Here is a 25,664-nt window from a genome sequence, read left to right on the forward strand (position 1 = left end):
CGGTCCTGGCCCAGCCGGGGAGGGAGCGATCCGGGCAAGGCTGACACTCCTTGCGGGCGGAAGGCCCGCCGACCCGGACGATCCCTCTGCGGATGCCGCCTATGCGCGTGCGCTCGCCCGGGGCGAGCCGCAGGCGGCGCGCTGCTTCATGGCGCGCAACCTGCCCACCGTCCTCGGCATCGCCCGCCGCCTGTTGCGCGACGAGGCGGAGGCCGAGGACGCGGCGCAGGACGTGTTCGTCAAGGTCTGGAAGAACGCCCATCGCTGGGAGCCGGGCCGGGCGAAGTTCGACACCTGGGTCGGGCGCATCGCGATCAACACCTGCTACGACCGGCTGCGCCGCCGCCGCGAGGCCTCCGGAGAGGACCTGCCCGAGCGCGCCGACGGCGCGGCCGGAGCGGACGACCTTCTGGGCGCCGAGGCCGGCGCGCGCCGCGTGCGCGGCGCCCTCGCAAGCCTGCCGGAGCGCCAGCGCCTGGCGCTGGAATTGTGCCACTTTCAGGAGCACACCAATATCGAGGCCGCAGAGATGATGGAGATCAGCATCGAGGCCGTGGAATCCCTGCTCGCCCGGGGACGGCGCGCGCTGCGCGCTGCGCTCGCGGGCGAGGCGGACGAGCTGATCGCAGACCTCGCCGCGAGCCGGGGAGAGGAGGCATGAGCATGGATCGATCCCGATTCGAGGCGATCGTGGCGGCCTACGGCGCCGAGCCGGAGCGCTGGCCGGCGGCGGAGCGCGCCGCGGCGGCCGCCTTCGCACAGGCCCACCCGGAGGTGGCCGGGCCGCTGCTCGCCCGCGAGCAGGCGCTCGACCGCCTGCTCGACGCCGCGCGCCAGGATGTTCCCGCGGGCCTTGCCGATCGCATGATGGCGCATGCCGCTCGTCCGGCCGGCCCGCGGCTTCCCGACTGGGCCGGGATGGCGGCGGCGGTGGCGCTCGTAGCCGGGCTCGGCCTCGGCTGGACCGGATCCGCGCTCACCGGCGGGGGGGACGCGGCGGACGAAGCGCTCTACTTGGCCGCCTTCGACAGTCTCGACGAGGACAGCGCTTGGATCCTGGAGGGGGCGCGATGACCCGGCTTTCGCTCACGTCCGGCCTTTGGCTCGGCCTGCTCGTGCTGTCCGTGCTGCTGAACGGTATCCTCGTCGGCGTGCTGATCGAGCGCAGCGGGGAGGGTGCGCCCCTCGCCGGGCCGGGCCGCATCGAGGCCGAGGCGCCTCCCGGCCGCTTCAACCCGCATGCCTTCCTGATGGCCCTGCCCGAGGAGGTTCGCCCGCAGGCGCGCGCCCGGCTGCGGGAGGGCCTGCGCGAGATGCGTCCGCTGATGCGCGAGGCGCTGGAGGCGCGCGCCGCCGCGGCCCTCGCGCTCGCCGCCGACCCCTTCGACCCCGAACGCGCCGCCACGGCCCTTCAGCACGCGCGCGAGACGCGCGCGGCGATGGAAGCCCGGGGCGAGCGCGTGGTGCTGGACATCGTCGCCGATCTCGAACCGGAGACGCGCCGGCGCGTGCTCGCCGCGGCATGGTCGGGACGCCCGCCCTTCGCCCGCGAGCCCCGCGAGGCCGGCCCGCCGGAGCGCTGAGGCCCGCGCCTTGTCCCCGGCCCGGTGCAGCCGGTCCATACTGCCTCCCATGTCCGGCGGACCGGCCGTCGGAAAACCCGGGGAGGGGACTCTCACCCATGCCTGCGCAGCGAGAGACGGACTCTCGCCACTCCCGGCGCGATGTCGCGGTTTCACGCGGCCTTGCGCGGACGGTAGTCGTTGTAGGAGTCGAAATTTCCCTTATCCCCGGCGGGGATAACGTCACTCCGCCGCGTCGTGGGCGAATTCGCCCTGGGCTTCCAGCGGCAGGCGGGCGGGCAGGGTGAAGCTCACCGTCGTGCCCTTGCCGAGGACGGAATCGATCCTCAGCGTGCCGCCATGCAGCTCGACGAGGGATTTCGACAGGGCAAGGCCGAGCCCGGAGCCCTCGTGCTTCCTGGAATGGTGCGCCTCGATCTGCTCGAACGGCCGGCCGAGGCGGGGCAGGTCCTCCTCCGGGATGCCGATGCCGGTGTCGGCGACCTGCAGCACGATGCCGTCGACCGCGTTGAAGCCGCGCACCACGACGCGCCCGCCCTCCGGGGTGAACTTCACGGCGTTGGACAGAAGGTTCAGCAGCACCTGCTTGATGGCGCGGGGATCGGCCTCGATCTCGGGCAGGTCCTCGCCCTCCATCGCGACGGTGATGGACTTCTCCGCCGCGCGCGCCCCGACCAGGCGCAGGCACTGCTCGATCAGCTCGCCGGGCAGGACCGGTTCGGCGGACAGGATCATCTTGCCCGCCTCGATCTTGCTCATGTCGAGGATGTCGTTGATGAGCGAGAGGAGGTGCTGGCCCGAATTGTAGATATCGACCGCGTATTCGCTGTAGCGCGCGTGGCCGAGGGGACCGAAGATCTCCTTCATCATCATCTCGGAGAAGCCGTTGATCGCGTTGAGCGGGGTTCTCAGCTCGTGGCTCATGTTGGCGAGGAATTCCGACTTCGAGCGGTTGGCCTGCTCGGCGCGGATCTTCTCCTCCTCGTAGGACTTGGCGAGCTCCTGGATGCGGTCCTGCGAGCGCCGGAGGCTGTCGACGGTCTGGCGCAGCTGGCGGTCATTGGCCTTCAGCGTGGCTTCCTGGCGCTTCAGCGCCGTGATGTCGGCGCCCACCGAGACGAGGCCGCCATCATTGGTGACGCGCTGGGAATAATGCAGCCAGCGCCCGTCCTTCAGCTCCATCTCGTAGGTGTCGCTCTCATCGCCCTCCATGTGCACGGCGTGGATCGCCTTGCCGGCGGCGAGTTCGGCATCGGCATAGGCCATGCCGGTCTTCAGCTGGCCCTCCTCGAGGCCGAAGAACTCGCGGAACTTGCGGTTCCAGAGCACGAGCCGGCGCCTGGAATCCCACAGCACGAAGCTCTCGTTCATCGATTCCAGCGCCGCGCGCAGGCGATGCTCGGCGGCCGCGACGCGGGCCTGGGCGCCCTTGCGCTCGGTGATGTCGATGGCCACGCCCATGATGCGGCGCGCCTCGCCCTTCTCGCTCGCCATCGGCCGCCCGCGCATCTGCATCCACAGCGCCAGGGCATTCGCGCGCGCTTCCAGATTGACCTCGCCGGACGTCACCGCGCCGCGCAGTGCCGAGCGGACCTTGCCGCGGTCCTCCGGGTCGAGCAGGCTCAGGAACTCGGGACCGGACACGACGGCCGCCTCCTTGCGCCCGACCATGCGCGCAAAGGACTCGGTGATGAAGACGTCGTCTGTCTCGAGGTCCCAGTCCCACACCCCGCAGCGCGCGCCCTCGATGGCAAGGCGGAAGCGGCGCTCGGAATCCTCCAGCTGGGCCTGGGTCGACTTCAGCTTCCCCATCTGGATCAGCAGCAGTGCGCACAGCGCCACGGCCGCGAAGAGGGGGCCGAGGAACATCAGAAGGTAGAAGATCAGCGTGCGCCGCCAGCCCACGCGGTCGATCGCGGCGGGGCCGAGCGAATAGGTGTGCAGCGGGGCATCGGCGAGAGCGGCGACGCCCAATATGCGCGCCTCGCCCGCGAGATTGGCGCCAGACAGGGCCCCGCCGGACCCGGCGAGTGCGGCGACGCGGTCCGGATCGAGTCCCACGCGTTCGGCGGCGTAGGGCGCCCCCGCGAGCGCGACGCGCGGCTGAAGGGCGAGGGCGCGGCCCTCGTCGGTCGCCAGGATGGAGATCTGGTTCGGACGACCCTCGGGAAGGATCTCGGCCGGGTCGATCCAGACCAGGATCGCGCCGACCTCGCCGGTCGACAGCGGCAGGGCCGCGGCCTGCACGATCCAGGAGGGATCGCCGAGCAGGGTGGCCACGCCGCTGGGATGGGCGAGGGCCGCCTCGGCTGCCGCGCGCGCATCGCTGTCGATCCCGTCGCTGCGGATCACCGTCCCGTCGGGCAGGAGCAGGGCGGAGTCGGAAATGTAGGTCGCACCCGACAGCGTCCTCAGCCGGGGAAGCGCGACCTCGGCGAGTTCACCGGGCGAGGCGGCCGACAGGTCGGCGACCGCGAACGCGAGCGCGCCGCGCACCTCGGCGAGGCGCCCGCTGACGCGCTCGGCGAGGAAGGCGGCGGTGCGCGCCTGCGTACCCTCGGCCTCCTCGACCGTGGCGGCCCACTCCTGCTGGAGCTTGAAGGCGATGATGGCGCCGAAGATCATCGAGAAGGCTACGACCGCCAGGAGCACGCCGCGCGGCGTCAGCCCGCCCGTTACGGGACGGGGCGGCTTGGCCGGCCGGGACGGACGGCGCCTCGCGTCGGCCGATGCTTCGGACTTCTCGGTCATGGCAGGATTTAACGGGCCATCGGCCCCGGCGTCTACAGCCCTGAGGAGTCTCGGGCGGAATATCCTTCGCCCTCGCCTAGGGGCTCGAGGTTGGCATGGCGCCGTTCCGGGCCGCGATAGCTCGACTTGATGCGCCGCCGCCGGTCCGGTCCGAAATAGGTCTTCGATTTGACGAATGGGCGCGGGTGGTTGATGACCGCGCTCATCTTCTGCCAGAGCTGCTGGGCGGTGACGGGCTTGGCGCAGACCTCCGTCACTCCGGCATCGCGCGCCTCGCAGATTCGCGAACGCTCGGTATAGGCGGTCAGCAGGATGATCGGGACATAACGGTTGCGGCTGTCCTTGGCGGTGCGGATCATCCGGGTGAACTCGAGCCCGTCGAGCAGGTCCATCTCGTAATCGCTGAAGACGATGTCCACCGTCTCGTGGCGGATGATGTCGAGCGCCTCGGCGGCATCGCGCGTGTCGCGAATTTCCCGGATGCCGAAACCGTGAAGCAATGTGCGCACGATGTAGATCATGTGCGCATTGTCGTCGAGCACCAGGATGTGAAGTCGGCTGAGATCGGCCACGCAGCACCCTAGATCCGATTGCCGCCAAGACAATCTGAAGTGATAGTCGCGCGCGTCCAGCTAATATTGTATGAACAAATCATCCACTGCGCGAATTCCGCGCAGCGTATTGTCCGTTAAGCTGTGATGTGGTCGGGGGGGCGACGCAAGCGCTTGTTATGCAATCGTAAGTGAGGGGTTTTGGTGCAGCAAGGTCCGGCGACCGCTCCTCGCGCATAATCGGATAACCAAACCTCACAGACCCGCTGCGCGTGCGTCCTCCAGCTCCGGTTCCGGCTTCTCCGCGAGCACGCTGGTCCGGCGTTCCTCGCCGGAATACCCCTGATGCGAACGCCGGCGCCGGTCGGGGCCGAAGAAGTTCTTCGTCTTCACGAAGGGGCGCGGATCGTTGATGCAGGCGGAAATCTTCCGGTAGAGCTCGATGGCGTTGATCGGTTTGGCGCAGATCTCGGTCACGCCGGCATCGCGGGCCCGTGCGATGCGCGAACGCTCGGTATAGGCGGTCAGCAGGATGATCGGCACGAAGCGGTTGTGGCTGTCCTTCGCGGTGCGGATCATGCGGGTGAATTCGAGCCCGTCGAGCAGGTCCATCTGGTAGTCCAGGATGACGATGTCGATCGCATCCTCGCGTGCGATGTTCAGGCCTTCGGCCGGATCGCGGGCCTCGAAGGTGTGCACGATCCCGAAGCCGCGCAGCATGGTGCGCACGATGTGGATCATGTGCACGTTGTCGTCGACGATGAGGACGCTGAGCCGGTTGAGCGTGTTGATCTGCACCGCGGGCTCCGGGGAGTTGCCTGACCGGCGCGATAATTCACGCGAAGCTTTAACCGGCGGTAAGCACAGGCTGCATAGACTTATTCTGCCAGGCGGGTCGCCTCGGCGTTCGAGGTCGCGGCGTCTGCGGCCGGCAGGTTTCGCACTGCCCGCACCAGCTCGCCCGCGCGCCGGGCAAGGGCGAGCATCTCCTCGCCCGCATCCGGATCTTCTGCCACCGCACGGGCAAGCTGCTCGGCGAGCGCGACGAGGCGCGGGGCGTGCGCGATCATTCGGGCCTGCGCCTCGATGCGCGCGGGATCGCGGTCGTATTCCGCACCCGGAACGCGCCAGCCGCCCCAGTCGCGGGTGTCGGTGACCACGACCGGATAGGTGCCCGGCACCGGATGGTGGGCGCATTCCTCCACGCTTTGCCACTTGTTCTTGAGCCGCATCAGGCGCCACTGGCCGGTATCGGCCTCGGCGGGCTGCTCGGCGGCGAGCTCATGGGCGAGGAAGTCGCGCCCGAGCCCGCAATCGTAATAGATCTTGACCGGCTCCTCGACGTCCTTGACCCATTGCGGCTTGACCTTCTCGATCAGCGCCCAGGTGCCGACGGATTTGACATAGACCCGCTGGTTCTTGTGGAAGACGGCCTTGGCCATGGGGGCTCCGGTCCTGCTTTCGACCGTCGAGCCTACCCTGGCCGGCTTAGGGCCGGGTAAAGAGGCAGGGTTAACCGGTTTCTATTCCGCGTCCCGGTCGGGACGCCAGCGGTAGATCTCGTCGATCATGCACCCGCGCGGCGGCAGGCCGACCGCGTCGGGCCCGAAGGCGGTGTCGTAGGGGATGATCGAATCGCCTTCGGTCAGGCAACTCGCCCCGAACTGGTCGAGCGCCATCGAATCGGCGTGCTCGAGATCGGCGCACCGGCCGAAAGTCTTGACCAGGTAGGAGTCGTTCGCGCCGGCCTCGACGATCACGGTGTCCTGCGTGGTTTCGCCGAAGCCGCTGATTTCACGGGTGAAGCAGATACGGCCGACCGGTTCGCCGAGTCTCGGGTCGCCCTGATAGCCCATGAAGTCTTCCGGCTCGTCCCTGAGGTCCAGGTTCTGGCAGGCAGCGAGCACGGCGGGCAGGGCCATCGCGGCCGCCGCGAGCAGGATGGTCTTCATCCGAGGTCTCCTGTCTTGCACCCCCGTCTGGGCAGCAAAACAGATGCGCGCCCTGCGGCGTTCCATTCCTGGCAGGGCTCAGGGGGCAATTGCGGTTTGCGATTTCGGTGCTCGCGGCCTACATCACCGGCGATGACGAGCCCCGCGAAACCCTACGACCGCCGCTTCACCGTGGCGCCGATGATGGACTGGACCGACCGGCATTGCCGGGCGTTCCATCGCGTGCTGACGCGCCGGGCCGTGCTCTACACCGAGATGGCGGTCGACCAGGCGGTCATCCGCGGTGACGCGCCGCGCCTAATCGGCTTCGACCCTGCCGAGCACCCCGTCGCGATCCAGCTCGGCGGCTCCGATCCGGAGTCCCTCGCCGAGGCCTCGAAGATCGCCGAAAGTTTCGGCTACGGCGAGATCAATCTCAATGTCGGCTGTCCCTCCGACCGGGTGCAGTCGGGCCGGTTCGGCGCCTGCCTGATGGCCGAGCCCGAACTCGTGGCCGAGTGCCTGTCCGCCATGCGCGAGGCGGTCTCGGTCCCGGTCACGGTCAAGCACCGCCTCGGCATCGACGACCAGGACCCGCAGGAGACGCTCTTCTCCTTCGTCGAGACCGTGGCGAAGTCGGGCGTGACGACCTTCATCGTCCACGCGCGAAAAGCCTGGCTCAAGGGATTGAGCCCGAAGGACAATCGCGAAATCCCTCCGCTCGACTACGATCTCGTGCATCGCTTGAAGTCGGCGCGGCCGGAGCTGGAGATCATCCTCAATGGCGGTCTTCAGTCTCTGGATCATGCGATTGAAAGCAAAGGCGAACTCGACGGCGTGATGCTGGGACGCGCGGCCTATCACACCCCGTTCGAGCTGGCCCGCGTTGACAGCCGCGTCTATGGCGCGCCCGACCCGGTCGCCGATCCGGTCGAGGCGCTCGCCGCCTACCGTCCCCATGTCGAGCGCGAGCTGGCCGCCGGCACGCGCCTGCACGCGATCACCCGGCACATGCTCGGCCTGTTCGCTGGCCGGCCCGGCGCCCGGCGCTGGCGCCAGGTGCTGTCGAGCGAGGCGAACCGGCCGGGGGCGGACTGGTCGGTGGTGGAACGCGCGCTCGAAGCGGTCGCGCCCGAGGCGAACGCCGCGTGAGCGGGGAGCTCTGGCTGTTCCTCGCCGGCCTGCTGGCGACCGGGGCCTTCGCCGGGCTGATCGCGGGCCTGTTCGGGATCGGCGGCGGGGTGGTGATGGTCCCCGCCCTCTATTTCACCTTCACCGCGCTCGGCTACGAGACCCATGCCATGCATGCGGCGGTGGGCACCTCGCTCACCGTCATCGTCGCGACGAGCCTGAGATCGGTGGCCGCCCATGCCCGCCGTGGCGCGGTCGACGGCCATGTGCTGAAGACCTGGACACCCTGGATCGTGATCGGGGCGCTCGCGGGCTCCGTGCTCGCAGACTTCATACCGAGCCGGGGCCTGACCGGCCTGTTCGGCGCGGTTGCCCTCGTGCTTTCCGCGCAATTCTTCTTCGGCCGCCCGGACTGGAAACTCGCCGAGGCGATGCCCGGCCTGCCGCTCTCCGGTGTGCTCGGTGCCTTCATAGGCATCCTCTCGGCGCTCATGGGCATCGGGGGCGGGGTGTTCGGCGTGACGCTCATGACGCTGTGCGGCAAGCCCATCCACAAGGCGGTGGGCACGGCCGCCGGCTTCGGCGTCGCGATCGGGCTACCCGGCGCGATCGGCTTCATGGCGGCCGGTCTCGACGAGCCGATGCGCGCGCCCTTCTCGCTCGGCTATGTCAACATGGCCGGATTCGCGGTCCTTGCTGCCGCCGCGGTCTTCCTCGCGCCGGTCGGGGCACGCCTCGCCCACGCCCTGCCCGAGGCGCGCCTGCGGCAGGCCTTCGCCATCGGCCTCGTCGTGGTGGCGCTCAACATGATCCGCGAGGCGGTGTTTGGAGGCTAGTCGAGCGGGGCCAGCGAGCCGTCGCTCTCGAGCGCGAGATGGGGATTCCAGCCGATCTCCCAGTAGTGTCCGTCGGGATCGGCGAACATCGCCGAATATCCGCCCCAGAACTGCTCGGCCGGGTCGCGCACGCGAGCCGCGCCGGCCTCGAGGGCAAGCGCGTAGACCGCATCGACGTCATCGCGTTCGGCCACGTTGTGCGCGATCGCGGCGCGCCCGGGCAGCGGTCCGCCGGCGACCTCACTCGCCATGGCCGCCCGGGGATAGAGGCTGAGCCCGACGCCGCCGAGGTCGAAGATCACGAAATCGCCCTGGCTCGCGCTCTCCGATGCGGTCCAGCCAAGCGCCTCGTAGAACGCCCGCGAGGCGGAAACGTCCTCGACGGCGAGCGTGATGAAGGTCAGGCGCTGGTCCATGGCGGCCTCCTGCGCAGCGCCGGTCTGAAGGGCAAGCAGGGCGAGAAGAGCGCCGGGCGCATGCGTCATGGCGGAAGGGCTCCCGGTGATCGGGCGAGCACTCTAGCGGCACGCCGTACCGCTGTGAAGTCGGCTACGCCGGGCGCAGGGCGGGACAGTCGAGTCCCTTGGCCTGGCAGGTCTCCGGACCGGCGCAGGCATCCGCCTCGCCACAGTCGCGCGGCCCGGGCGAGGGCGGGCCGGACGAGCCCGGCCGGCTCGCCACATAGGCGGCCTCGCGCCGGGCGAGCTGGCCGCGCACCGCTTCGCGCTCGGCGTCGGTGAACTTCGTCCACCGCCCCAGCTCTTCGAGCTTGCGAAAGCAGCCCACGCACATGCGGTGGGCCGGGTCGACGAAGCAGACCTTGATGCAGGGAGACCAGATATCGCGCGCCATGGGTGCAATCTGAGGCGCGCGATCCTGATGCGCAAGGCAGGTGACTGCGCCCGGCGCGGTCCTTCGTCCTCTCCGCTGCCTTTCGGAGCTGCTATTGCGGCTCCTCGGGCGCTTCGGGACCGGGCTCGGCGTGGGTTTCCACCGCCACATGGGCGATCACGTCGGTACGGTCCTGCGGATCGCGAAGCCCGGGAAAGGCCATGCGGTTGCCCGGCAGGAACTCGCGCGGGTTCGCCAGCCATTCGTCGAGGCGCTGCGGCGTCCAGCGGAAGTCGGCATTCTCCACGGCGCCGGAGTAGCGGAAGCCTTCCGCCGTCCCGGCCTCGCGGCCGAACACACCATACAGGTTCGGCCCGACGAGATGGCGGGCGCCCTGCTCGAGCGTGTGGCACGCGGCGCAGCGCCGGAAGACACGCGCGCCGTTTTCGAGATTCGCGCTGACATAGGGCTCGCCGAAATCGGCGAGTATGGTCTGCGCCTCTTCGCTCATGCCGGTTGCGTCCGCCGCGGCAGCCTCATCGCCGGTCTGTCCGGCTGCGTTCTCGCCGGCGGTTGCCCGGGCCGGCTCCTCGGGGCCGTGGCCGGTCTCGACGCGGCTGTGGCTGGCGGCATCGCCCTCGGGCGCCATGTCCTCTTCGGGCGCGGGCTCGCCGGCCCCGCCGCACGCGGCGAGCGCCAGGGCTGAAACGGCGGCGATCAGGCTCGATCGGGTCATTGCAGAAAACTCCTCGAAAAATCGGTTCGGGCAAAATGCACCGGCATCCTGCCGTTCTCCCCGGATCGATTCAACGCGCCAGATGACGCAGACGTTTCCAGCGCGTTAGATAGACGATCCGAGCCGCGTGCGAGTCGCCCTTGAGCCAGAGCCATCCCGCTTCCGCCAGCCCGGTCACGGTACGCCGCGCCGGCAAGTGCGATCTCGATACGATAGACGCGCTGGAGGGCGGCGCCTTCGAGGCCGACCGTTTTTCCCGCCGGAGCCTGCGACGCCTGCTTGCCAGCGCCAGCGCATCCGTGTTCATCGCGCAGCGGGAAAGCCAGGCCACCGGCTACGCACTCGTCCTGTTCCGCGAGGGTGCGCGTGTCGCCCGGCTCTACTCCATCGCGGTCGCGGCCGAGGCGCGCGGTACCGGGGTGGTGACGGCGCTGCTCCAGGCGGTCCGGGACGCGGCGGCCCGGCGCGGCTGCACCCGCCTGCGCCTGGAGGTGCGCGCCTCCAATGCGCGTGCGCGGCGGGCCTACGAAAGGGCCGGTTTCTCCCGGGCGGGGATGCGGCCGCACTATTACCCCGACGGGGAGGACGCGGTGATCATGGAACGCGAACTCGATACCGGCGCTGAAGGACAAAGCTCATGAGCGACTGGCTCATCCTCGTCGACTACGCCGGCGATCTCGGCCAGGACGAGACCCCGCACAAGGTGCTGAAGGTCACCGACTATCTGACCAAGCCGCGCCTGTTCGCCGGGCGCCGGCCGAACATCATCAACCTGGCGCGCTCCTACGGCTATCAGAGCGAAGGCTACTATGCTTCCCTGCTCGCCGAGGCGCGCGCGCACCGCGTGGCCCCGGCGGTGCAGAACATGGTCGAGCTGTCGAGGAAGTCGCTCTACGAGCCGGCCCTGCCCGAACTCAATGCGGCGCTCGCGCGCGACGCCGAGGCGGCCGGTGGCGTGCCCTCCACCATCATCGTCGCCTTCGGCCGGGCCGACGCCGAGGGCTTCAAGCGGTTTTCCAAGCTGCTGTTCGACTGGTTCCGCGTCCCGGTCCTGGAGGTGAAGATCGACGAGGACGGTCAGATCGAGAAGATCCGCCCGGTCTCGGTGCATACGCTGAAGGGCGAGCGGCGCGCCTTCTTCCTGGAGGCGATGGACGCGCACACCGCCCGAAGCTGGGCGCCGCAGAAGACCCGCGCCATCGCGCGCTGGTCGCTGGCCGTGCTGGTCGATCCCAAGGAGGAGAAGCCGCCCTCGGACGCGTCCTCCCTCAAGCGGCTCGCGAGCGTGGCGTCGCGCGAGGGCGTCGAGGTCGAGCCGATCGGTCCGAACGATCTCGCCAGCCTTGCCGAATACGACGCGCTGTTCATCCGCGCCACCACCGCGATCGACAACTTCACCTACCGGTTCGCGCGGCGTGCGGAACAGGAGGGCATGCCGGTGATCGACGACACCCAGTCGATGATCCGCTGTACCAACAAGGTCTATCTCAAGGAACTGCTGGAAAAGGCGAACCTGCCTGCGCCGAAGACGGAAATCCTCGACGAGGACTCCGATCTGGCCGGCGTGATGGAGCGCCTCGGCAGCCCGGTCGTGCTGAAGGCTCCCGACGGCTCCTTCTCGCGCCAGGTGCACAAGGTCGCCAGGCTGGCCGAGCTGAAGGAGACGGCCAGGGCCCTGTTCAAGGACACCGCCCTCATCATCGCCCAGGAATACATGCCCACGACCTTCGACTGGCGCGTCGGCGTGCTCGCGGGCGAGCCGCTGTTCGCGAGCCAGTACAAGATGGCCAAGGGTCACTGGCAGATCATCAAGCACGAGGGCGGCAAGATGACCGAGGGGGGCTTTTCCACCTTCGCGGTCGCCGAGGCCCCGCCCGAAGTGATCGACATCGCGGTGCGCGCCGCGCGCCTGATCGGGGACGGGCTCTACGGCATCGACATCAAGCAGAACGACGACGGCGTCTTCATCATCGAGATCAACGACAATCCCAATCTGGAGACCGATGTCGAGGGGGCGATCCTGAAGGACGAGCTGTGGAAGAAGATCATCGCCTGGTTCGCCGCCCGGCTGGAGGCGCGCATCGGCCATCTGCCGGGTTGAGGGCCGGCTGGCGCGGAACTTGCGCCGCGTCCCGCATGAAGCCGTGACGCCAGCGTGCGCGTGCCATCGCGCGACGCCGGCGCCAGCGCGAAGCGGGATCTCGCACCATGGACGTCGAACGCAAAGCCTTCGCTTCCCTGACGCTCGCCGAGCGGGCCGCCTGGCGCGACATCCAGCGCTCCAATCCGGCGCTGGGCAGCCCGTATTTCCGCCTGGAGGACGCCGAGGCGCTGGCGCGCGTGCGCCGCGAGGCGGAGGTGCTCGTCGCGCGCCGGGACGGGGAGATCGCCGGCTTCCTCGCGATCCAGTCGGGCGGGTTCAGCGCCCGTCCGCTGGGAGGCGACCTGTCCGATCTGCACGGCGTCGTCGCGCGGCCCGGGAGCGGGCTCTGCTTCGAGCCGCTCGCGCGTGCCGGAGGGCTCGCCCTGTTCTCCTTCTCCGGCGTGCCGCAGGGCGAGGGCGTGCTGTCGCGCGAGGCGGCGTGTCTGGAGACCTTCCACCAGATCGACCTGTCCGCGGGCGCCGGGGCCTGGCACGGCGCGGTGCGCAAGAAGAGCTCGAGCCTCAAGCGGCTGAACGCCAAGCGCAACAAGCTTGCGCGCGCCTTCGGAGAGATCGAGATCGCGCTCGACAGCGTCTGCGAGGCGTCCTTCGACCAGCTCTGGGCCTGGAAGAGCCGGCAATACCGCGAGAGCGGTCATCGCGATCTCGCGCGCGAAGTCTGGTTCCGCGACCTGATGGAGGACTTCTTCTCGCGCCGGGACCGCGAGTTCCGCGGCGTGCTGTCGACGCTCTCCTGCGGGGGGCGTCCGATCGCGGCGCATTTCGGCATCATGGCCGATGGCGTGCTGCACTACTGGTTTCCCGCCTACGACCCGCTCGCCCACCGCTTCAGCCCGGGCCTCCTGCTGCTGGAAACCGTCGCGCTGCGTCACCGCGAACTCGGCATCGGCCGGATCGATCTCGGGCCGGGCGATTTCCGCTACAAGCTCGAATTCGCCAATGCCGGCATGCAGATCGGATCGGGGTTGGCCGGAGCCGGGCCGGTCCGAAGCGCAGTTCGCCGGCTCGCCGCCCTCGAACGCCGGCTCGCGGCGGCGCCCTTGGGGGCACTCGCCAGCGTCCCGCGCCGCGCAGTCCTCAAGCTGGACCGGATGATGGCTGCATGAGGCCTGGCCGGCCGTGGCTTGAGAGCCCGAGCCAAGCGTTGGCTGAAGCCCGCCGTCGCCGAGGCCCCGGCGACACAGCCCTTGTTTGGAAAGCCCACCCGCAGCGTCAGCGAGGACCGGCCGGGCGGAGCGAGGGCGGACAGCAAGATGGTGCCGGCTGAGGGGATCGAACCCCCGACCTTCGGTTTACAAAACCGCTGCTCTACCAGCTGAGCTAAGCCGGCGCCGCGAACCCGTACCCGGTTGGGATCGAGGGCCGAAGCGAGCCGGGGTGATACCCCAGACCCGCTTCGACTCCAAGACGTTCGTCAGGTGCCGGCAGAGCCCTAGGCCGGCGCCGCCGCGGCCGCGGAGGCCTCCTTGCGCCAGAGCAGGACCGCGCTGGCGACGAGAATCGAGATCAGCAGGTGGGCGCCGTCCATGACGAGCAGACCGAGCGGATAGCCGATCCCGTAGACCCAGCCATACATCAGCGTGGGAAAGGCAAAGCCGAGCCAGGCGACGAAGCCGACCGTGAGATGACCCATCAGGTCGGACTTGCCGGTCAGCTTGAACAGCTTGGCTAGGCCCAGCACCATCAGGATCGGCATGACGATCCCGAGATACATCTTCCAGGCCGGTGCGCCTTCGGCATCGGCCTGCGTTATTCCCGCCATCTCCATCCACATCTCGGTGAACAGGACGCCGTACATGATGAAGCCGACCGCGTAGGCCAGGATGACCGCAGCGATCACTGCGAGAAGATCGTGTCCAAAAATGCGTGGCATGGTGTTTTCCTCCCCGTCCGGGGCGGCTATGTGTCCGCCTTCCGGAGCCTGCAGGCGCGGTGTGCGCCGACTCATAATTATATTCCAAGGACGGACATTCCGAAAATGGCCCGCATTCTCGTCACCAGCGCCCTGCCTTACATCAACGGCGTCAAGCACCTGGGCAATCTGGCCGGGTCGATGCTGCCGGCCGACGTCTATGCCCGGTTCGAGAGGATGCGCGGCCACGAGGTCCTGGCGATCTGCGCCACCGACGAGCACGGCACGCCGGCCGAGCTTGCCGCCGCCGCCGCCGGCCAGGACGTGAAGACCTATTGCGACGAGCAGCACGAGATCCAGAAGGACATCGGCGAGCGCTTCGGCCTTTCCTGGGACTATTTCGGCCGCACCTCGAGCCCGCAGAACGCCGAGCTCACCCAGCACTTCGCTGAGGTGCTGGAGGAGAAGGGCCTGATCGAGGAGGTCGTGGAAAAGCAGATCTACTCGATCGACGACGCCCGTTTCCTGCCCGACCGCTACGTCCAGGGCACCTGTCCGAACTGCGGCTACGAGAAGGCGCGCGGCGACCAGTGCGACTCCTGCGGCCGGTTGCTCGATCCCACCGACCTCATCGACCCCTATTCGGCGGTGTCGGGCTCGAGGAATCTCGAGGTGCGCGACACGCGCCATCTGCGCCTGCTGCAGACGAAGATGGAAGACCGGCTGCGCGCCTGGGTCGATGCGGCCTCCGGCTGGCCGAGCCTTGCCAAATCCATCGCCTACAAGTGGCTCGACGAGGGGCTGAGGGACCGCACCATCACGCGTGACCTGTCCTGGGGTGTGCCGGTGGTGAAGAACGGCAAGCCGCGCGAGGGCTTCGAGGACAAGGTGTTCTACGTCTGGTTCGATGCGCCCATCGGCTATATCGGCGCGACGGTGGAATGGGCCGATCTCACCGGCGGGGACTGGCAGCGCTGGTGGCGGACCGATCAGGGGGCGGACGACGTCACCTATGTCCAGTTCATGGGCAAGGACAATGTCGCCTTCCACACCGTGTCCTTCCCGGCCACGATCCTGGGATCGGACGAGCCCTGGAAGACGGTCGACCGGCTCAAGGCCTTCAACTGGCTCACCTGGTATGGCGGCAAGTTCTCCACCAGCGAGAAGCGCGGCGTCTTCATGGACCAGGCGATCGCGCTCCTGCCGGCCGATTACTGGCGCTGGTATCTCACCGCCGGGGCGCCGGAGGGCGCGGACGCGCAGTTCACCTGGGAGCATTTCCAGGGCGTGGTCAACAAGGACCTCGCCGACGTGCTCGGCAATTTCGTCAACCGCATCCTGCGCTTCGGGGCCTCGCGCTTCGAGGGTGAAATCCCCGCCGGCGGCACGCCGGGCGAGGCGGAACGCTGGCTCTATGCCGAGGTCGATCAGCGCCTGGAGGCGATCGCGAAGCATTACGAGGCGATGGAGTTCCGGAAGGCGGCCGCCGAGACCCGCGCCCTGTGGGCCGCGGGCAACGAATATCTGACCCGGGCCGAGCCCTGGACGCATTTCAAGACCGATCGCGAGCGCGCGGCGCTGGGCGTGCGTACCGGCGTCAACCTGTGCCGCCTGTTCGCATTGATCGCCCACCCCGTCATCCCGTTCACGGCGGACAAGATCATGAACGCGCTCGGTCTGTCCCACGAGGGCTATGACTGGCCGCGCGCCAGCGCTGAGGAGATCCTCACCGCCCTGCCGCCCGGCCGTCCCTTCAGCCCGCCCGAGGTGCTGTTTGCCAAGATCGAGGACGAGCAGGTCGCCGAATGGAGGGAGAGGTTCGGCGGCGCGGTGGATTGATCGCACGATTAGCCCTTCCTAAACCCTGTCCGGACAGGGTGGCCGGATGACGCTCGACTGTCCGGACAAATCATGAGCGAAGCAGGCGACATCCTGGGCGAGGGGCGGCTGGCGCGCGAGGCGCTTGCCCGCGCCAATATCCATCCCGAAACCGGGCTCGCGACCGACTACCTCAACCATTTCAACGAGGTGGTCATGCTCATGGACATGCTCTCCGACATGCCCGAATGCGCCGAGGACATGCTCGCCTGGGAGCCCTGCGGCTATGTCGAGCATTTCCGGCGTTCGAGCTTCGCCGCCCGGGACCTCGCCATCGCCGCCTATGGCGCCGCGCCGAAGGCGGTGCGGGCCCATCTGGAGACCATCGTGCTGCAGATCGACGCCGAGGTCGCACGGGCCCAGAGCCTATTGCGCGCCGGCGCCTCGCGTGCCGTCCTCGCCGAGATCGCGCGGCTCGCCGACGAGGACATCCGCCCGCTGATCAGCGCCGCCTCCGGCGCGATCCACGGCCGTATCGACGGCGCCGAACCGGAGGAGGGGGCCTCCGCCCAGGCAGATATCGACGCGCTGTTCGGTTAGCGCGGCGCTCGCGCCATTGACCTTCCTCTCCCCGCGCGCTGCAATGCGCGCCATCGAAACCCGGGGAGAAACCGATGCGCCGTCTTGCCCTTGCCGCCGTTTCCGCACTCGCCCTCGCCGCGCCGGGTCTTGCCCAGGAAGGCGAGCTGCGAAGCGCGATCGAGGCCGACTACGCGGCCCATCTCGAAGGCCTGTACCGGCACTTCCACGCCAATCCGGAACTCTCCTTCGTGGAGGGCGAGACCGCGGCGCGCCTCGCCGCCGAGCTGCGCGAGGCCGGGTTCGAGGTGACCGAGGGCGTTGGCGAGACCGGCCTGGTCGCGGTGATGGAGAACGGGGAGGGGCCCACCGTCCTGCTGCGCGCCGACATGGACGCGCTGCCGATGGAGGAGGATACGGGCCTGGAATTCGCCTCCACCGTCACGCAGGAGGACCGCTCGGGCAATGTCTTTCCCGTGATGCACGCCTGCGCGCACGACACGCACATGACCGCGCTCGTCGGCGCGGCACGCTGGTTCTCCAACAATCGCGACGCCTGGTCGGGCAAGCTGATCCTGATCGGACAGCCGGCCGAGGAGATCGGGCTCGGCGCCTACGCCATGCTCAATGACGGACTCTATCAGCGATTCGGCACACCCGACGCGGTGGTGAGCTTCCACACCTGGGGCTATATCCCGGCCGGCCAGATCCGCTATGCGCCGGAATACGCCATGGCCAATGTCGACACGGTCGACATCCATGTGCGCGGCATCGGCGCGCACGGGGCGAGCCCGCAGAACGGCATCGACCCGATCGTGCTGGCGAGCCAGATCGTCACGAACCTGCAGACCCTCGTCAGCCGCGAGATCTCGCCCTTCGACACCGGCGTGGTCACGGTGGGCGCCTTCAACGCGGGCACCAAGCACAACATCATCCCCGACAGCGCACATCTGCAGCTCACCGTGAGGAGCTACGAGCCGGCGGTGCGCCAGACCCTGCTCGACGGCATTCAGCGCATCGCGCGCGCCCAGGCGCTTGCGGCGGGCCTTCCCGAGGAGCTGATGCCGGTCGTCGAGATCGACGAGATCTACACCCCGGCCCTGTACAATGACCCCGATCTGTCACAACAGGCCGGCCAGGTGCTGCGCGCGCGCTTCGGCGATGCGGTCCAGACCGCCCAGGCCGTCACCGGCGGGGAGGATTTTTCCCGCTACGGCATGACCGAGGAGGACGTGCCGATCTTCATGTTCTGGGTGGGCGGCCAGCCGCACGACGTCTGGGACGAATATACCGCGCGCGGCGAGACCCCGCCGGCCAACCACTCGCCCTTCTTCTATCCCGATGCCGAGGCCTCGATCACCATGGCCACCGAGGGCCTGACCGCCATCGCGCTCGACATCCTGGATAACGGCGTGGCGACCGGGGCGACCGAATGAGGACCGAGGCCGACGGCGCGGTCCTGCGCATCACGTCCGGCGCCCCCTGGGAAGACAAGGTCGGCTACCGGCGCGCGGTGGTGCACGGAGGCCTTGTCTGGGTCGCAGGCACCGTCGCCGTCGGCGAGGACGGCCGGCCTTTCGCGCCGGGCGATGCGGGCGCGCAGGCCGGGCGCTGCCTCGAGATCATTGCGAGGGCACTCGAGGCGGCCGGCACCGACACCGCCCATGTCGTGCGCACCCGCATGTTCGTCACCGACATGAGCCCGCAGGTCCAGGCCGCCGTCGGCGAGGCGCACCGGCGCGTCTTCGGGGCCCATCCCCCGGCGAGCACGATGGTGGGCGTCAGCGCGCTCGCGACGCCCGACTATCTCGTCGAGATCGAGGCCGACGCCGTGCTGCCCTCGACCGTGCGGAGCTGACCGCCCGGAACCCGCGCAAGCACCCGAATGTTCCTGTATCGGAGCCGCCCGGCCGGCTTCGCTGCGAGGGACATTCATGGTTGCTCCGCCCGTCCCCGGCGCCATTTCGGCGCCCGCCTCCATTGCCCGCGAGTTCGACCTGCGCGAGACGGAGGAGAAGGTGCGCGTGCGGCGCCGGCGGCGGGTCCTGTCGGGGCTGGCCGACAACCTGCTCTTCATCCTCGTCTTCGCGCTCCTGGGCGCGGTGATCTTCATCCTCTACTCGCTGGAGGGCGGCCGCTTCGATCCCGAGGCGGGACGGGGCACGATGGATTTCACGCTGGAAGCGCTGACCATCGCCTGGCTGGTCCTGCTGGTCGCCTACATCGCCTATTTTGTCCTGAAGATGTTCAACATCCTCGACCGCTCCAAGTGGGTCGAGGTCGACGAGAAGGCCGTGCGTATCGGCGCCAGGCGCTTCCCGCCGGATGCCGGGCGCTTCCAGGTCGGAGGGGCGGCGCGCCCGGCCGTGCCCGAACCGGAGCCGGGACTCGGCGCCTTCCGGCTGTTCCCGGCACGCATTTACCTGTTCTATGAAGGCGGCCGGCGAATCGACACCACGTTGCGCTCGCGCGATCTCGCGGTGCTGCTGGACGTCGAGGACAGGCTGAACCGGCGCCTTGGCGCGCCACGAACCGTGTAGCGGGCGCGATCGCGACAGCGCCCCGAGGAGAGGCGCTGATGGACTCCCTGATCCCCGCCGAGGCTCATCTGGCCGTCATGGCCGCCCTGTTCGCCATAGCCGGCGCGGGTTTCCTGCTGGAAAGGACGCGCATCGGCGCGCTGCTGACCGGGACGGTGTGGACGATCCTTCTGGCGATCCTGGCCTCGAACTTCAGGATCATCCCCTTCGACGCGCCGGCCTACGACTTCGTCTTCGCCTATTTCGTGCCCGTTCTGATCCCGCTCTTCCTGATGAAGGCGGACCTGAGGCGCATCTTCTTCGAGACGACGCGGATCGCCATCGCCTTCCTGATCTGTACGGCGGCGACGGTCGCCGGTGCGCTCCTTGCCGCCCTGCTGCTCGATCTCGGGGCGCTGGAGGCGGCGATCACCGGCTCGCTCACCGCGAGCTATATCGGCGGCAGCGTCAATTTCGCGCCGCTCACCGAGCAGACCGGTCTGGCCGCGAACGAGCCCGCGCTGGTATCGGCGATCGTGGCCGCGGATCATCTGGCGAGCGCGGCCTGGCTCGGCATCCTGGCCCTGCTTCCCGGCTTTGCCTGGCTCGCCAGGCGCTTCGTGGCGCGCGACCACACCGGCGGCACGATCGCGGAGACCGGCGAGGCGAGCGAGGGCCGGGCGAGCGCGCTCAGCCTCGGGCTGACGCTGACCTTCGCGCTCGTCGTGGTGGCGGTCTCCGACTGGATCACCGCGATGATCGGGATGCCCGGCCTGCGCTACGTGATCATCACGGTCCTCGCCGTGATCCCGGCGACGCTGTTCCCGAACCAGATGGCGAAGCTGCATGGCGGGTTCGAGCTCGGTGTGGTGCTCGCCTTCGTGTTCTTCGGCGCGATCGCGGCCGGGGCGAACGTGCCCGACATGATCTCGCAGGCGCCGATGATCATGGCCTTCATCGCCCTGCTGATCGCGATTCACGGCGCGGTGATGCTGGTCGTCGGCTCGATCGCGCGGCTCTCCCTGCCGGAGATGATCATCGCCTCGAACGCGGCCATCCTCGGTGCGACGACCGCGCCGGCGCTGGCTGCGGCCAAGGGCTGGAAGGACCTGGTCACCCCCGGCGTGCTCGCCGGCGTGCTGGGCTACGTCATCGGCACCGGAATCGCGCTCGGGGTCTATGCGCTCCTGAGCTAGGCGCGGACGGGGCGGACGAGGACGAGGCCGGCGAGCGCGTAGGCGAGCCCGGCCATGAGGATCGACAGCATGAAGGCGCCCGGCACGGCGAAGACGTATTCGGCGACCGCGATCGTGGCGAGCCCGCCGGCGAGCGCCGCCAGCGCGGAGGCCTCGCCGCCGAAGCGGGTCCTGAGGCCGACGAGCAGGCTCACCAGCAGCCCCGCCGAGCCGAGCGAACTCGCGATCTCGACCAGGCCGTAGATCGTCTCCCCGCTTGTCGCCACGGCGTAGGCGCACAGCCCCGCGGCCACGGTGAGGACGCGTGCCGCGACGAGCTTCTCGCGCTCGTCCGCCTCGGGACGCAAACGCGCGTAGATGTTCTCCGTCGACAGTGCGGAGACCGCGAGCAGGGCGGAGTCCACGGTCGACAGAACGGCAGAAAAGAGGAAGCCGACGAACACCACGAACAGCGCGCCGGGCAGCAGGTCCCTGGCAAGGTTGGGCAGGAAGAGATCGCCCTCGGCCGGGTCGAAGCCGAGATGGGGCGCGATCAGCCCGAAGGTCAGCGGGATGAAGCCCACGACGAGATAGGCCGCCCCCGCGATAAGCCCGCCACGCACCGCGATGCGGGCGGTCCGCGCGCCGAGAAAGCGCGCGATCATCTCCTGCGCGACGATCGAACCCAGAATGGGAATGGCGAAGGCGTCGAGCCGGGCAATCCAGCTCTCGCCTTCGGGGACCAGAACCAGCTGCTCCGGTTGGATCATGGCAAGGCCCTCGCCGATCCCTCCGGCGCGCATGAAGAGCAGGACGAGCAGGAGAACGAGCCCGGTGAGCACCACAACGCTCTGCACGATGTCGGTAATGACGTCGCCGAGCAGGCCGCCGAGAAGGGTATAGACGATGACGAGCCCCGCCGCGCCGACGAGGGTGAGCTGGACGGGCAGGCCGGCGACGACCGCGATGATCGAGGCGAGCGCCAGAAGCTGCGCGGCCGCCCACACCACCGAGGTCGGGATCGCCACGAGCGCGGCGGCGACCTCCGCGCGCGGCCCGAAGCGGTCGCGGAAGAAGTCGGCGAGCGTCATGTAGCCGCGCGCCCTGAGCTGGCCGGCGACCAGCAGCGCGGCGAGGATCAGGCACAGCGCATAGCCGATCGGTTCCGCCCGCGCGCCCGCGATACCCTCGGTTGCGATCGTCGCGGTCGAGCCGATGACGGTCTCGCCGCCGAACCAGGTCGCGAACACCGAGATGCCCACCGCGAACAGGCCGAGCCTGCGCCCGGCGACGAGATAATCGGCATCCCCGGCGATCTTGCGCGAGGCCCAGTACGCGATGGCGAGCTGGAGGAGGACGTAACCCGCAAGGGCGGCGAGCATCATCGCGGGTCTAGACCTTCAGCCGCGCCCGATCGATCAGCGTGTCCGCGTCGATCTGCGCCGAGCCGGCGCCGAGCATCACGGGAGTTTCGTCGATGCGCCGCGCGATGAAGGCGTCCGCGACCGGATCGAGGCCGGCGCGGATGAGGCTCGCGGCGATGAGGGCGAGGGTGGCCTGCTCGGCGAAGCGGCGCGCATCGGCCTCGCCGATCCCGCCTTCAACGGTCTGGCCGAGCCGCTTCAGGCGCTCGTCCAGCGCCGGGTGATGGCCCGCGGCGTTCGCCATCTCGGCCTTCAGCGCCTCCCGCGCCGCCTCGTCGCGGGCAAGCGCGCGCAACACGTCGAGCGCGATGACATTGCCCGAGCCTTCCCAGATGGCGTTGAGCGGGCTCTGGCGGAACATGCGCGCGAGCGGGAATTCCTCGACATAGCCGACCCCGCCATGCGCCTCCATCGCCTCATAGACGAGATAGGGCGCGCGCTTGCAGATCCAGTACTTGGCGAGCGGGGTGAGGATGCGCGCCAGCGCGGCCTCGTGCTCGTCTTCCTTCGCCTTGTCGAACGCCTCCGCGACGCGGAAGGCCAGCGCCATCACGCCGTCGGCCTCCATCGCCATCTCGGCGAGCACCTCGCGCATCAGCGGCTGGTCGACGAGCCGGCGCTGGAAGGCGCTCCTTCGGTCGGCGTGCCAGATCGCCGTCGAGGCCGCCTGGCGGATGAGGCCGGCCGAACCCACGAGGCAGTCGAGCCTCGTGTGGTTGACCATCTCGATGATGGTGCGCACCCCGCGGCCCTTCTCCCCGACCCGGCGCGCCCAGGCGCCCTTGTACTCGATCTCGGAAGAGGCGTTGGAGCGGTCGCCGAGCTTGTCCTTCAGGCGCTGGATCTCGATGGTGTTGCGCGTGCCGCCCGGCCGCCAGCGCGGGACGAGATAGCAGGACAGGCGCTCGTCGCCCTCTTCGTAGGCGAGAGTGAGGAAGGCGTCGCTCATCGGCGCGGAACAGAACCATTTGTGGCCCGTCAGCTCGACCTCGCCATCGCCGTCCAGCGGCCTGGCCTTCGTGGTGTTCGCCCGCACGTCCGAGCCGCCCTGCTTCTCGGTCATCGCCATGCCGAGGGTGAGGCCGGTCTTCTGCTCCTTCGGCAAGAAGCGCCTGTCGTACATGCCCGAGGTCGCGCCCGCGACCCAGTCACGGGTCCACCCGGCATGCTCGAGCGCGGGCACGCAGGCATAGGTCATCGACATCGGGCAGCACACTCCGTCATCGGCCTTGCCCATGAGGATCATCAGAGCGCTGTGCAGCGAATGCCCGCCCTCCTTCACCGTCCAGGCCGCGCTGGAGACCCCGTTGGAGAGCCCGAGATCCATGAGCGCGTGGTAGGCGGGATGGAACTCCACCTCGTCGATGCGCCGGCCGAAGCGGTCGAACGGCTTGAACTGAGGCGGGTTGCGGTTGGCCTCGATGCCCCAGGTCTGGACCTCCTCGGAACCCACCTTCGCGCCGAACTCGGACAGGCGCTGGGCATGGGATTGCGCCGGCGAGCGCGCGATGGCGTCCGAGAGGATGGTGTCGGCAGAGAAGAAATCGATCCCCGTCATCACCTCCGACTGGTTGAATACCTCGTGGGTGGGCAAATCGGTGCGTGGCTTGTAGTGGGTCATCGTCTCTCTCCGGCGGGGCGGAACTTCAGGCTCTGTCGGGTGGCGATGTTAGCCTGCCGCGGGACGCGGGTAAGCCCGGCGGCGTGGATTTTTGCCGCTTCGATGCATCCGCATGCCGCGCAGGGCGCATCCTTCTCGGCAAGTCGAACCGTCAAGGAGCCTCCCCATGCTTGTCCCCGCCCTGTTCGCCGCCGCCCTTGTACAGGCCCAGCCGGCCGTGGAGATCGAGAATTTCGCCGGCCGCATCGAGATCGTCTCCGGCCCCTCGCTTTCGGCCGAACTCCTGCAGCCCGGCCCGGCCGGAGCGCCGCGGATCGTGGAAGGGACGGGTGGCCTGACCCTCGATGGCGGTCTCGACATGCGCCGCTGGCGCTGCCACGGCGCGCGCTTCTTTCACACGTCCGACAATCAGCGCGTCGGCCCGTCGCGGCGCGAGGCGGTTCCCTTCGAGGATCTCGCGAGCGTGCGCATCACGGTGCCCGAGGGCACGGCGGTCTCGATCCGGGAGTCGATCGTGCAGGGCAGTGCCGGCGATCTCGGCGCGCTGACGGTCGAGGCCGAGCATTGCGGCAATCTGGAAACCGGCGCGATCGCGGGCGATGCCGGCATCGCGCTGTCGGGCTCGATGGACGTGACCACCGGCGATGTCGGCGGTGCCGCCGAGATCGCGGTGTCCGCGTCGGGCGATGTCCGCATCGGCGACGCGGGCCGGCTGAGTGCGTCGCTGTCCGGTTCGGGCGACGTGCAGGCCGGCGATGTGCGCGGTCCCCTCGCGGCCCGCCTCACCGCGTCCGGCGACTTCACCGCCGGGACGAGCACGGCCGCGGAGGTTACCGCGACAGGCTCGGGCGATGTCGAACTCGGCGCTGTTGCCGGCCGGCTCGAGGCGCGCCTGTCCGCTTCCGGCGATCTGTCGGCCGGAAATGTCGGATCGCTCGATGCGGTCTCCACCGGCTCGGGCGATGTGGATGTCGGCGACTCCGAAGGGCCGGTCAGCTTCCGCTCGGCGGCCTCGGGCAGCCTCTCGGGCGGGCGCGCGGCCGGGCTCGACGCGACGCTCAACGGATCGGGCGGGGCCTATCTCGCGGCCGTCGAGGGGGCGGTGGCGATCGTGATCACCGCCTCGGGCGACGTCGAGATCGACGCCGGCCGGGCCGAACCGTTCAGCGTGCGCTCCACGGGCTCGGGCGACGTGTCCTTCGGAGGCACCGCGGTTTCGCCGCAGATCGACCTGGCCGCGGGCGGCGGCGTCTACGTGCAGGCCACCGAGGGCGCCGCGCGCGTCCAGTCGAGCGGCAGCGGTGCCTTCCGCACCGCCCACTAGCGCGGCGGATTGATGCGCGGATTGTAGCGGCTCGCCTCATAGAGCGCGACCGCGGCGGCGGTGGAGACGTTCAGGCTCTCGGCCAGCTCGCTCATCGGGATGCGCACCAGCGCGTCGCAGTGCTCGGCGACGCGCGGGCGCAGGCCCTTGTCCTCGGCGCCGAGCACCAGCACGAGGCCGGGCCCGGCCGCTTGCCTGACCGCGTCGGCGAGCGACAGCGTCGCCTCGCCCGCCAGGCCGAGCACCACCCGGCCTTCCTCGCGCAGTGCCTTCAGCGTGTCGGCGATGTTGACCACCCGCACGTGGTCGACGGCCTCGGTCGTACCCACGGCGCTCTTGCACACCGTGCCGAACAGGGGCGGGGACTTCCTGTCCTGCATGACGATGGCGCGGGCGCCGAACGCGGCGGCGGACCGGAAGATGGCGCCGACATTGTGCGGATCGGTGATCTGGTCGAGCACCACCAGGAGGCCGTGCGTGGGGTCGGCGACCGATCGCAGGGGCGCCGGCTCGAGCGCCGCGGCCCGCGCCGCGAAGCCCTGGTGCACCGCGCCCTCGGGCAGGGATCTTGCAATCCTGTCGGGGCTCTCCATCTCGAAAGGCGTACCCTCGGGCAGATCGCGCGCGGCGTTCTGCGACACGTAGAGCGCCCGGATCTCCCGCCTCGGGTTTGCCAGGGCGGCCAGGACCGCATGGCGGCCCCAGATCCAGCCCTCCTCTATCTGCGTGATCTTGCCTGCAGAACGGGCTGCATCGGGCTTTTTCGGGGTGTTGCGCCGCTCGGGGGCCATGGATATAGTCCGCGCTCCAATTCGGGGAGCGGCCTCGTTAGGACGGC

Annotated in this window: 27 protein-coding genes and 1 tRNA gene; 15 read left to right on the forward strand and 13 right to left on the reverse strand. The window is 69.2% G+C overall.

The features are described from left to right. The first annotated feature begins 40 nt into the window (after positions 1–40). From JW792_RS01255 to JW792_RS01265, 3 genes are read left to right on the forward strand one after another with little or no spacing between them, the layout of a single operon-like run. On the forward strand, positions 41–661 hold the full coding sequence (locus JW792_RS01255; RefSeq protein WP_135994461.1) for an RNA polymerase sigma factor: 621 nt from the start codon (positions 41–43) through the stop codon (positions 659–661). A 2-nt stretch (positions 662–663) separates the two neighbouring features. Beyond that, positions 664–1,074: a hypothetical protein gene (locus JW792_RS01260; RefSeq protein WP_135994460.1), complete on the forward strand. Its 411-nt coding sequence runs from the start codon at positions 664–666 to the stop codon at positions 1,072–1,074. Further along, on the forward strand, positions 1,071–1,583 hold the full coding sequence (locus tag JW792_RS01265; RefSeq protein WP_135994459.1) for a periplasmic heavy metal sensor: 513 nt from the start codon (positions 1,071–1,073) through the stop codon (positions 1,581–1,583). Before JW792_RS01260 ends, JW792_RS01265 begins: the two co-directional genes overlap by 4 nt. Before the next feature lie 222 nt (positions 1,584–1,805). Here the strand turns inward: JW792_RS01265 and JW792_RS01270 are convergent, their stop codons facing one another. The 5 genes from JW792_RS01270 to JW792_RS01290 form a co-directional block, all read right to left on the reverse strand. After that, positions 1,806–4,334 carry a PAS domain-containing sensor histidine kinase gene (locus JW792_RS01270; RefSeq protein WP_135994458.1) on the reverse strand — a complete coding sequence of 843 codons (2,529 nt, stop codon included), beginning with the start codon at positions 4,332–4,334 and terminating at the stop codon, positions 1,806–1,808. Between the two features lie 32 nt (positions 4,335–4,366). Next, positions 4,367–4,906 carry a response regulator gene (locus tag JW792_RS01275; RefSeq protein ID WP_241095024.1) on the reverse strand — a complete coding sequence of 180 codons (540 nt, stop codon included), beginning with the start codon at positions 4,904–4,906 and terminating at the stop codon, positions 4,367–4,369. 234 nt (positions 4,907–5,140) lie between these two features. Further along, positions 5,141–5,683 carry a response regulator gene (locus JW792_RS01280; protein WP_241095025.1) on the reverse strand — a complete coding sequence of 181 codons (543 nt, stop codon included), beginning with the start codon at positions 5,681–5,683 and terminating at the stop codon, positions 5,141–5,143. An 80-nt stretch (positions 5,684–5,763) separates the two neighbouring features. Continuing rightward, positions 5,764–6,327, reverse strand: a complete 564-nt coding sequence (locus tag JW792_RS01285) for a hypothetical protein (protein ID WP_135994457.1) — start codon at positions 6,325–6,327, stop codon at positions 5,764–5,766. Positions 6,328–6,408: 81 nt separating this feature from the next. Next, complete coding sequence (locus tag JW792_RS01290; protein ID WP_135994456.1) at positions 6,409–6,837, reverse strand: DUF6491 family protein; 429 nt, start codon at positions 6,835–6,837, stop codon at positions 6,409–6,411. Between the two features lie 132 nt (positions 6,838–6,969). On the opposite strand from JW792_RS01290, the gene dusA reads away from it, so the two are divergent. Beyond that, a complete protein-coding gene (gene dusA / locus JW792_RS01295) occupies positions 6,970–7,968 on the forward strand; it encodes a tRNA dihydrouridine(20/20a) synthase DusA (protein WP_135994455.1) in 999 nt (332 codons plus the stop codon). After that, entirely contained in the window at positions 7,965–8,783 is an 819-nt protein-coding gene (locus JW792_RS01300; RefSeq protein ID WP_135994454.1) for a sulfite exporter TauE/SafE family protein, read from the forward strand. Before dusA ends, JW792_RS01300 begins: the two co-directional genes overlap by 4 nt. On the opposite strand, the gene JW792_RS01305 is transcribed toward JW792_RS01300, so the two are convergent. The 3 genes from JW792_RS01305 to JW792_RS16915 form a co-directional block, all read right to left on the reverse strand. After that, complete coding sequence (locus JW792_RS01305) at positions 8,780–9,268, reverse strand: VOC family protein (RefSeq protein WP_206340874.1); 489 nt, start codon at positions 9,266–9,268, stop codon at positions 8,780–8,782. The two genes, JW792_RS01300 and JW792_RS01305, sit on opposite strands and share 4 nt — an antisense overlap. A gap of 64 nt (positions 9,269–9,332) precedes the next feature. Beyond that, positions 9,333–9,635, reverse strand: a complete 303-nt coding sequence (locus JW792_RS01310; protein ID WP_135994453.1) for a DUF1289 domain-containing protein — start codon at positions 9,633–9,635, stop codon at positions 9,333–9,335. 91 nt (positions 9,636–9,726) lie between these two features. Continuing rightward, positions 9,727–10,350 (reverse strand): c-type cytochrome, encoded by a 624-nt coding sequence (locus JW792_RS16915; RefSeq protein ID WP_241095026.1) that lies wholly within the window; start codon positions 10,348–10,350, stop codon positions 9,727–9,729. Positions 10,351–10,490: 140 nt separating this feature from the next. Here JW792_RS16915 and rimI point away from each other — a divergent pair, with 140 nt between their 5' ends. The 3 genes from rimI (at position 10,491) to JW792_RS01330 (ending at position 13,620) form a co-directional block, all read left to right on the forward strand. After that, positions 10,491–10,991 carry a ribosomal protein S18-alanine N-acetyltransferase gene (rimI, locus tag JW792_RS01320; RefSeq protein WP_135994452.1) on the forward strand — a complete coding sequence of 167 codons (501 nt, stop codon included), beginning with the start codon at positions 10,491–10,493 and terminating at the stop codon, positions 10,989–10,991. Further along, positions 10,988–12,451: a RimK family protein gene (locus JW792_RS01325; RefSeq protein ID WP_135994451.1), complete on the forward strand. Its 1,464-nt coding sequence runs from the start codon at positions 10,988–10,990 to the stop codon at positions 12,449–12,451. The genes rimI and JW792_RS01325 overlap by 4 nt, the downstream gene beginning before the upstream one ends. A 107-nt stretch (positions 12,452–12,558) precedes the next feature. Then, entirely contained in the window at positions 12,559–13,620 is a 1,062-nt protein-coding gene (locus JW792_RS01330; RefSeq protein ID WP_135994450.1) for a GNAT family N-acetyltransferase, read from the forward strand. A 148-nt stretch (positions 13,621–13,768) separates the two neighbouring features. Here the strand turns inward: JW792_RS01330 and JW792_RS01335 are convergent. Both JW792_RS01335 and JW792_RS01340 read right to left on the reverse strand, forming a co-directional pair. Then, positions 13,769–13,844, reverse strand: a tRNA-Thr gene (locus tag JW792_RS01335). 102 nt (positions 13,845–13,946) lie between these two features. Then, positions 13,947–14,387 carry a DUF1761 domain-containing protein gene (locus JW792_RS01340; RefSeq protein ID WP_158291510.1) on the reverse strand — a complete coding sequence of 147 codons (441 nt, stop codon included), beginning with the start codon at positions 14,385–14,387 and terminating at the stop codon, positions 13,947–13,949. A 105-nt stretch (positions 14,388–14,492) separates the two neighbouring features. Between JW792_RS01340 and metG the strand changes: the two genes are divergently transcribed. The 6 genes from metG to JW792_RS01370 all read left to right on the forward strand — a co-directional run bounded on the left by metG (position 14,493) and on the right by JW792_RS01370 (position 20,478). Next, a complete protein-coding gene (gene metG / locus JW792_RS01345; protein WP_135994448.1) occupies positions 14,493–16,205 on the forward strand; it encodes a methionine--tRNA ligase in 1,713 nt (570 codons plus the stop codon). A 72-nt stretch (positions 16,206–16,277) separates the two neighbouring features. Beyond that, the gene (locus tag JW792_RS01350) at positions 16,278–16,784 is read left to right on the forward strand and encodes a hypothetical protein (RefSeq protein WP_135994447.1); all 507 of its coding nucleotides are present in this window, start codon (positions 16,278–16,280) and stop codon (positions 16,782–16,784) included. A gap of 74 nt (positions 16,785–16,858) precedes the next feature. Then, positions 16,859–18,199 carry a M20 metallopeptidase family protein gene (locus JW792_RS01355; RefSeq protein WP_135994446.1) on the forward strand — a complete coding sequence of 447 codons (1,341 nt, stop codon included), beginning with the start codon at positions 16,859–16,861 and terminating at the stop codon, positions 18,197–18,199. Next, the gene (locus JW792_RS01360; protein ID WP_135994445.1) at positions 18,196–18,621 is read left to right on the forward strand and encodes a RidA family protein; all 426 of its coding nucleotides are present in this window, start codon (positions 18,196–18,198) and stop codon (positions 18,619–18,621) included. The genes JW792_RS01355 and JW792_RS01360 overlap by 4 nt, the downstream gene beginning before the upstream one ends. 76 nt (positions 18,622–18,697) lie before the next feature. After that, positions 18,698–19,303 carry a hypothetical protein gene (locus JW792_RS01365; protein ID WP_135994444.1) on the forward strand — a complete coding sequence of 202 codons (606 nt, stop codon included), beginning with the start codon at positions 18,698–18,700 and terminating at the stop codon, positions 19,301–19,303. Positions 19,304–19,341: 38 nt separating this feature from the next. Next, complete coding sequence (locus JW792_RS01370; RefSeq protein WP_135994443.1) at positions 19,342–20,478, forward strand: DUF819 family protein; 1,137 nt, start codon at positions 19,342–19,344, stop codon at positions 20,476–20,478. Here JW792_RS01370 and JW792_RS01375 read toward each other — a convergent pair. Both JW792_RS01375 and JW792_RS01380 read right to left on the reverse strand, forming a co-directional pair. After that, positions 20,475–21,842 carry a sodium:solute symporter family transporter gene (locus JW792_RS01375; RefSeq protein ID WP_206340875.1) on the reverse strand — a complete coding sequence of 456 codons (1,368 nt, stop codon included), beginning with the start codon at positions 21,840–21,842 and terminating at the stop codon, positions 20,475–20,477. The genes JW792_RS01370 and JW792_RS01375 overlap by 4 nt on opposite strands. A 7-nt stretch (positions 21,843–21,849) precedes the next feature. After that, positions 21,850–23,502: an acyl-CoA dehydrogenase family protein gene (locus tag JW792_RS01380; RefSeq protein ID WP_135994441.1), complete on the reverse strand. Its 1,653-nt coding sequence runs from the start codon at positions 23,500–23,502 to the stop codon at positions 21,850–21,852. A 166-nt stretch (positions 23,503–23,668) separates the two neighbouring features. Here JW792_RS01380 and JW792_RS01385 point away from each other — a divergent pair, with 166 nt between their 5' ends. Then, positions 23,669–24,826: a DUF4097 family beta strand repeat-containing protein gene (locus JW792_RS01385; RefSeq protein WP_135994440.1), complete on the forward strand. Its 1,158-nt coding sequence runs from the start codon at positions 23,669–23,671 to the stop codon at positions 24,824–24,826. On the opposite strand, the gene rlmB is transcribed toward JW792_RS01385, so the two are convergent. Beyond that, positions 24,823–25,617 (reverse strand): 23S rRNA (guanosine(2251)-2'-O)-methyltransferase RlmB, encoded by a 795-nt coding sequence (rlmB, locus tag JW792_RS01390; protein ID WP_135994439.1) that lies wholly within the window; start codon positions 25,615–25,617, stop codon positions 24,823–24,825. The two genes, JW792_RS01385 and rlmB, sit on opposite strands and share 4 nt — an antisense overlap. Between the last annotated feature and the right edge of the window lie 47 nt (positions 25,618–25,664).

The sequence above is a fragment of the Marinicauda algicola genome (assembly GCF_017161425.1).
Taxonomy (GTDB): domain Bacteria; phylum Pseudomonadota; class Alphaproteobacteria; order Caulobacterales; family Maricaulaceae; genus Marinicauda; species Marinicauda algicola.

Excerpts from the sequence above, each read along its gene's own strand:
- metG (WP_135994448.1), top strand. The coding sequence starts at position 14,493 with ATGGCCCGCATTCTCGTCACCAGCGCCCTGCCTTACATCAACGGCGTC.
- JW792_RS01305 (WP_206340874.1), bottom strand. The coding sequence starts at position 9,268 with ATGACGCATGCGCCCGGCGCTCTTCTCGCCCTGCTTGCCCTTCAGACC.
- JW792_RS01270 (WP_135994458.1), bottom strand. The coding sequence starts at position 4,334 with ATGACCGAGAAGTCCGAAGCATCGGCCGACGCGAGGCGCCGTCCGTCC.
- JW792_RS01285 (WP_135994457.1), bottom strand. The coding sequence starts at position 6,327 with ATGGCCAAGGCCGTCTTCCACAAGAACCAGCGGGTCTATGTCAAATCC.
- JW792_RS01365 (WP_135994444.1), top strand. The coding sequence starts at position 18,698 with ATGGTTGCTCCGCCCGTCCCCGGCGCCATTTCGGCGCCCGCCTCCATT.
- JW792_RS01355 (WP_135994446.1), top strand. The coding sequence starts at position 16,859 with ATGCGCCGTCTTGCCCTTGCCGCCGTTTCCGCACTCGCCCTCGCCGCG.
- JW792_RS01370 (WP_135994443.1), top strand. The coding sequence starts at position 19,342 with ATGGACTCCCTGATCCCCGCCGAGGCTCATCTGGCCGTCATGGCCGCC.
- JW792_RS01360 (WP_135994445.1), top strand. The coding sequence starts at position 18,196 with ATGAGGACCGAGGCCGACGGCGCGGTCCTGCGCATCACGTCCGGCGCC.
- JW792_RS01340 (WP_158291510.1), bottom strand. The coding sequence starts at position 14,387 with ATGCCACGCATTTTTGGACACGATCTTCTCGCAGTGATCGCTGCGGTC.
- dusA (WP_135994455.1), top strand. The coding sequence starts at position 6,970 with ATGACGAGCCCCGCGAAACCCTACGACCGCCGCTTCACCGTGGCGCCG.
- JW792_RS01330 (WP_135994450.1), top strand. The coding sequence starts at position 12,559 with ATGGACGTCGAACGCAAAGCCTTCGCTTCCCTGACGCTCGCCGAGCGG.
- JW792_RS01265 (WP_135994459.1), top strand. The coding sequence starts at position 1,071 with ATGACCCGGCTTTCGCTCACGTCCGGCCTTTGGCTCGGCCTGCTCGTG.
- JW792_RS01380 (WP_135994441.1), bottom strand. The coding sequence starts at position 23,502 with ATGACCCACTACAAGCCACGCACCGATTTGCCCACCCACGAGGTATTC.
- JW792_RS01385 (WP_135994440.1), top strand. The coding sequence starts at position 23,669 with ATGCTTGTCCCCGCCCTGTTCGCCGCCGCCCTTGTACAGGCCCAGCCG.
- JW792_RS01290 (WP_135994456.1), bottom strand. The coding sequence starts at position 6,837 with ATGAAGACCATCCTGCTCGCGGCGGCCGCGATGGCCCTGCCCGCCGTG.
- JW792_RS01325 (WP_135994451.1), top strand. The coding sequence starts at position 10,988 with ATGAGCGACTGGCTCATCCTCGTCGACTACGCCGGCGATCTCGGCCAG.
- JW792_RS16915 (WP_241095026.1), bottom strand. The coding sequence starts at position 10,350 with ATGACCCGATCGAGCCTGATCGCCGCCGTTTCAGCCCTGGCGCTCGCC.
- rlmB (WP_135994439.1), bottom strand. The coding sequence starts at position 25,617 with ATGGCCCCCGAGCGGCGCAACACCCCGAAAAAGCCCGATGCAGCCCGT.
- JW792_RS01310 (WP_135994453.1), bottom strand. The coding sequence starts at position 9,635 with ATGGCGCGCGATATCTGGTCTCCCTGCATCAAGGTCTGCTTCGTCGAC.
- JW792_RS01375 (WP_206340875.1), bottom strand. The coding sequence starts at position 21,842 with ATGATGCTCGCCGCCCTTGCGGGTTACGTCCTCCTCCAGCTCGCCATC.
- JW792_RS01260 (WP_135994460.1), top strand. The coding sequence starts at position 664 with ATGGATCGATCCCGATTCGAGGCGATCGTGGCGGCCTACGGCGCCGAG.
- JW792_RS01350 (WP_135994447.1), top strand. The coding sequence starts at position 16,278 with ATGAGCGAAGCAGGCGACATCCTGGGCGAGGGGCGGCTGGCGCGCGAG.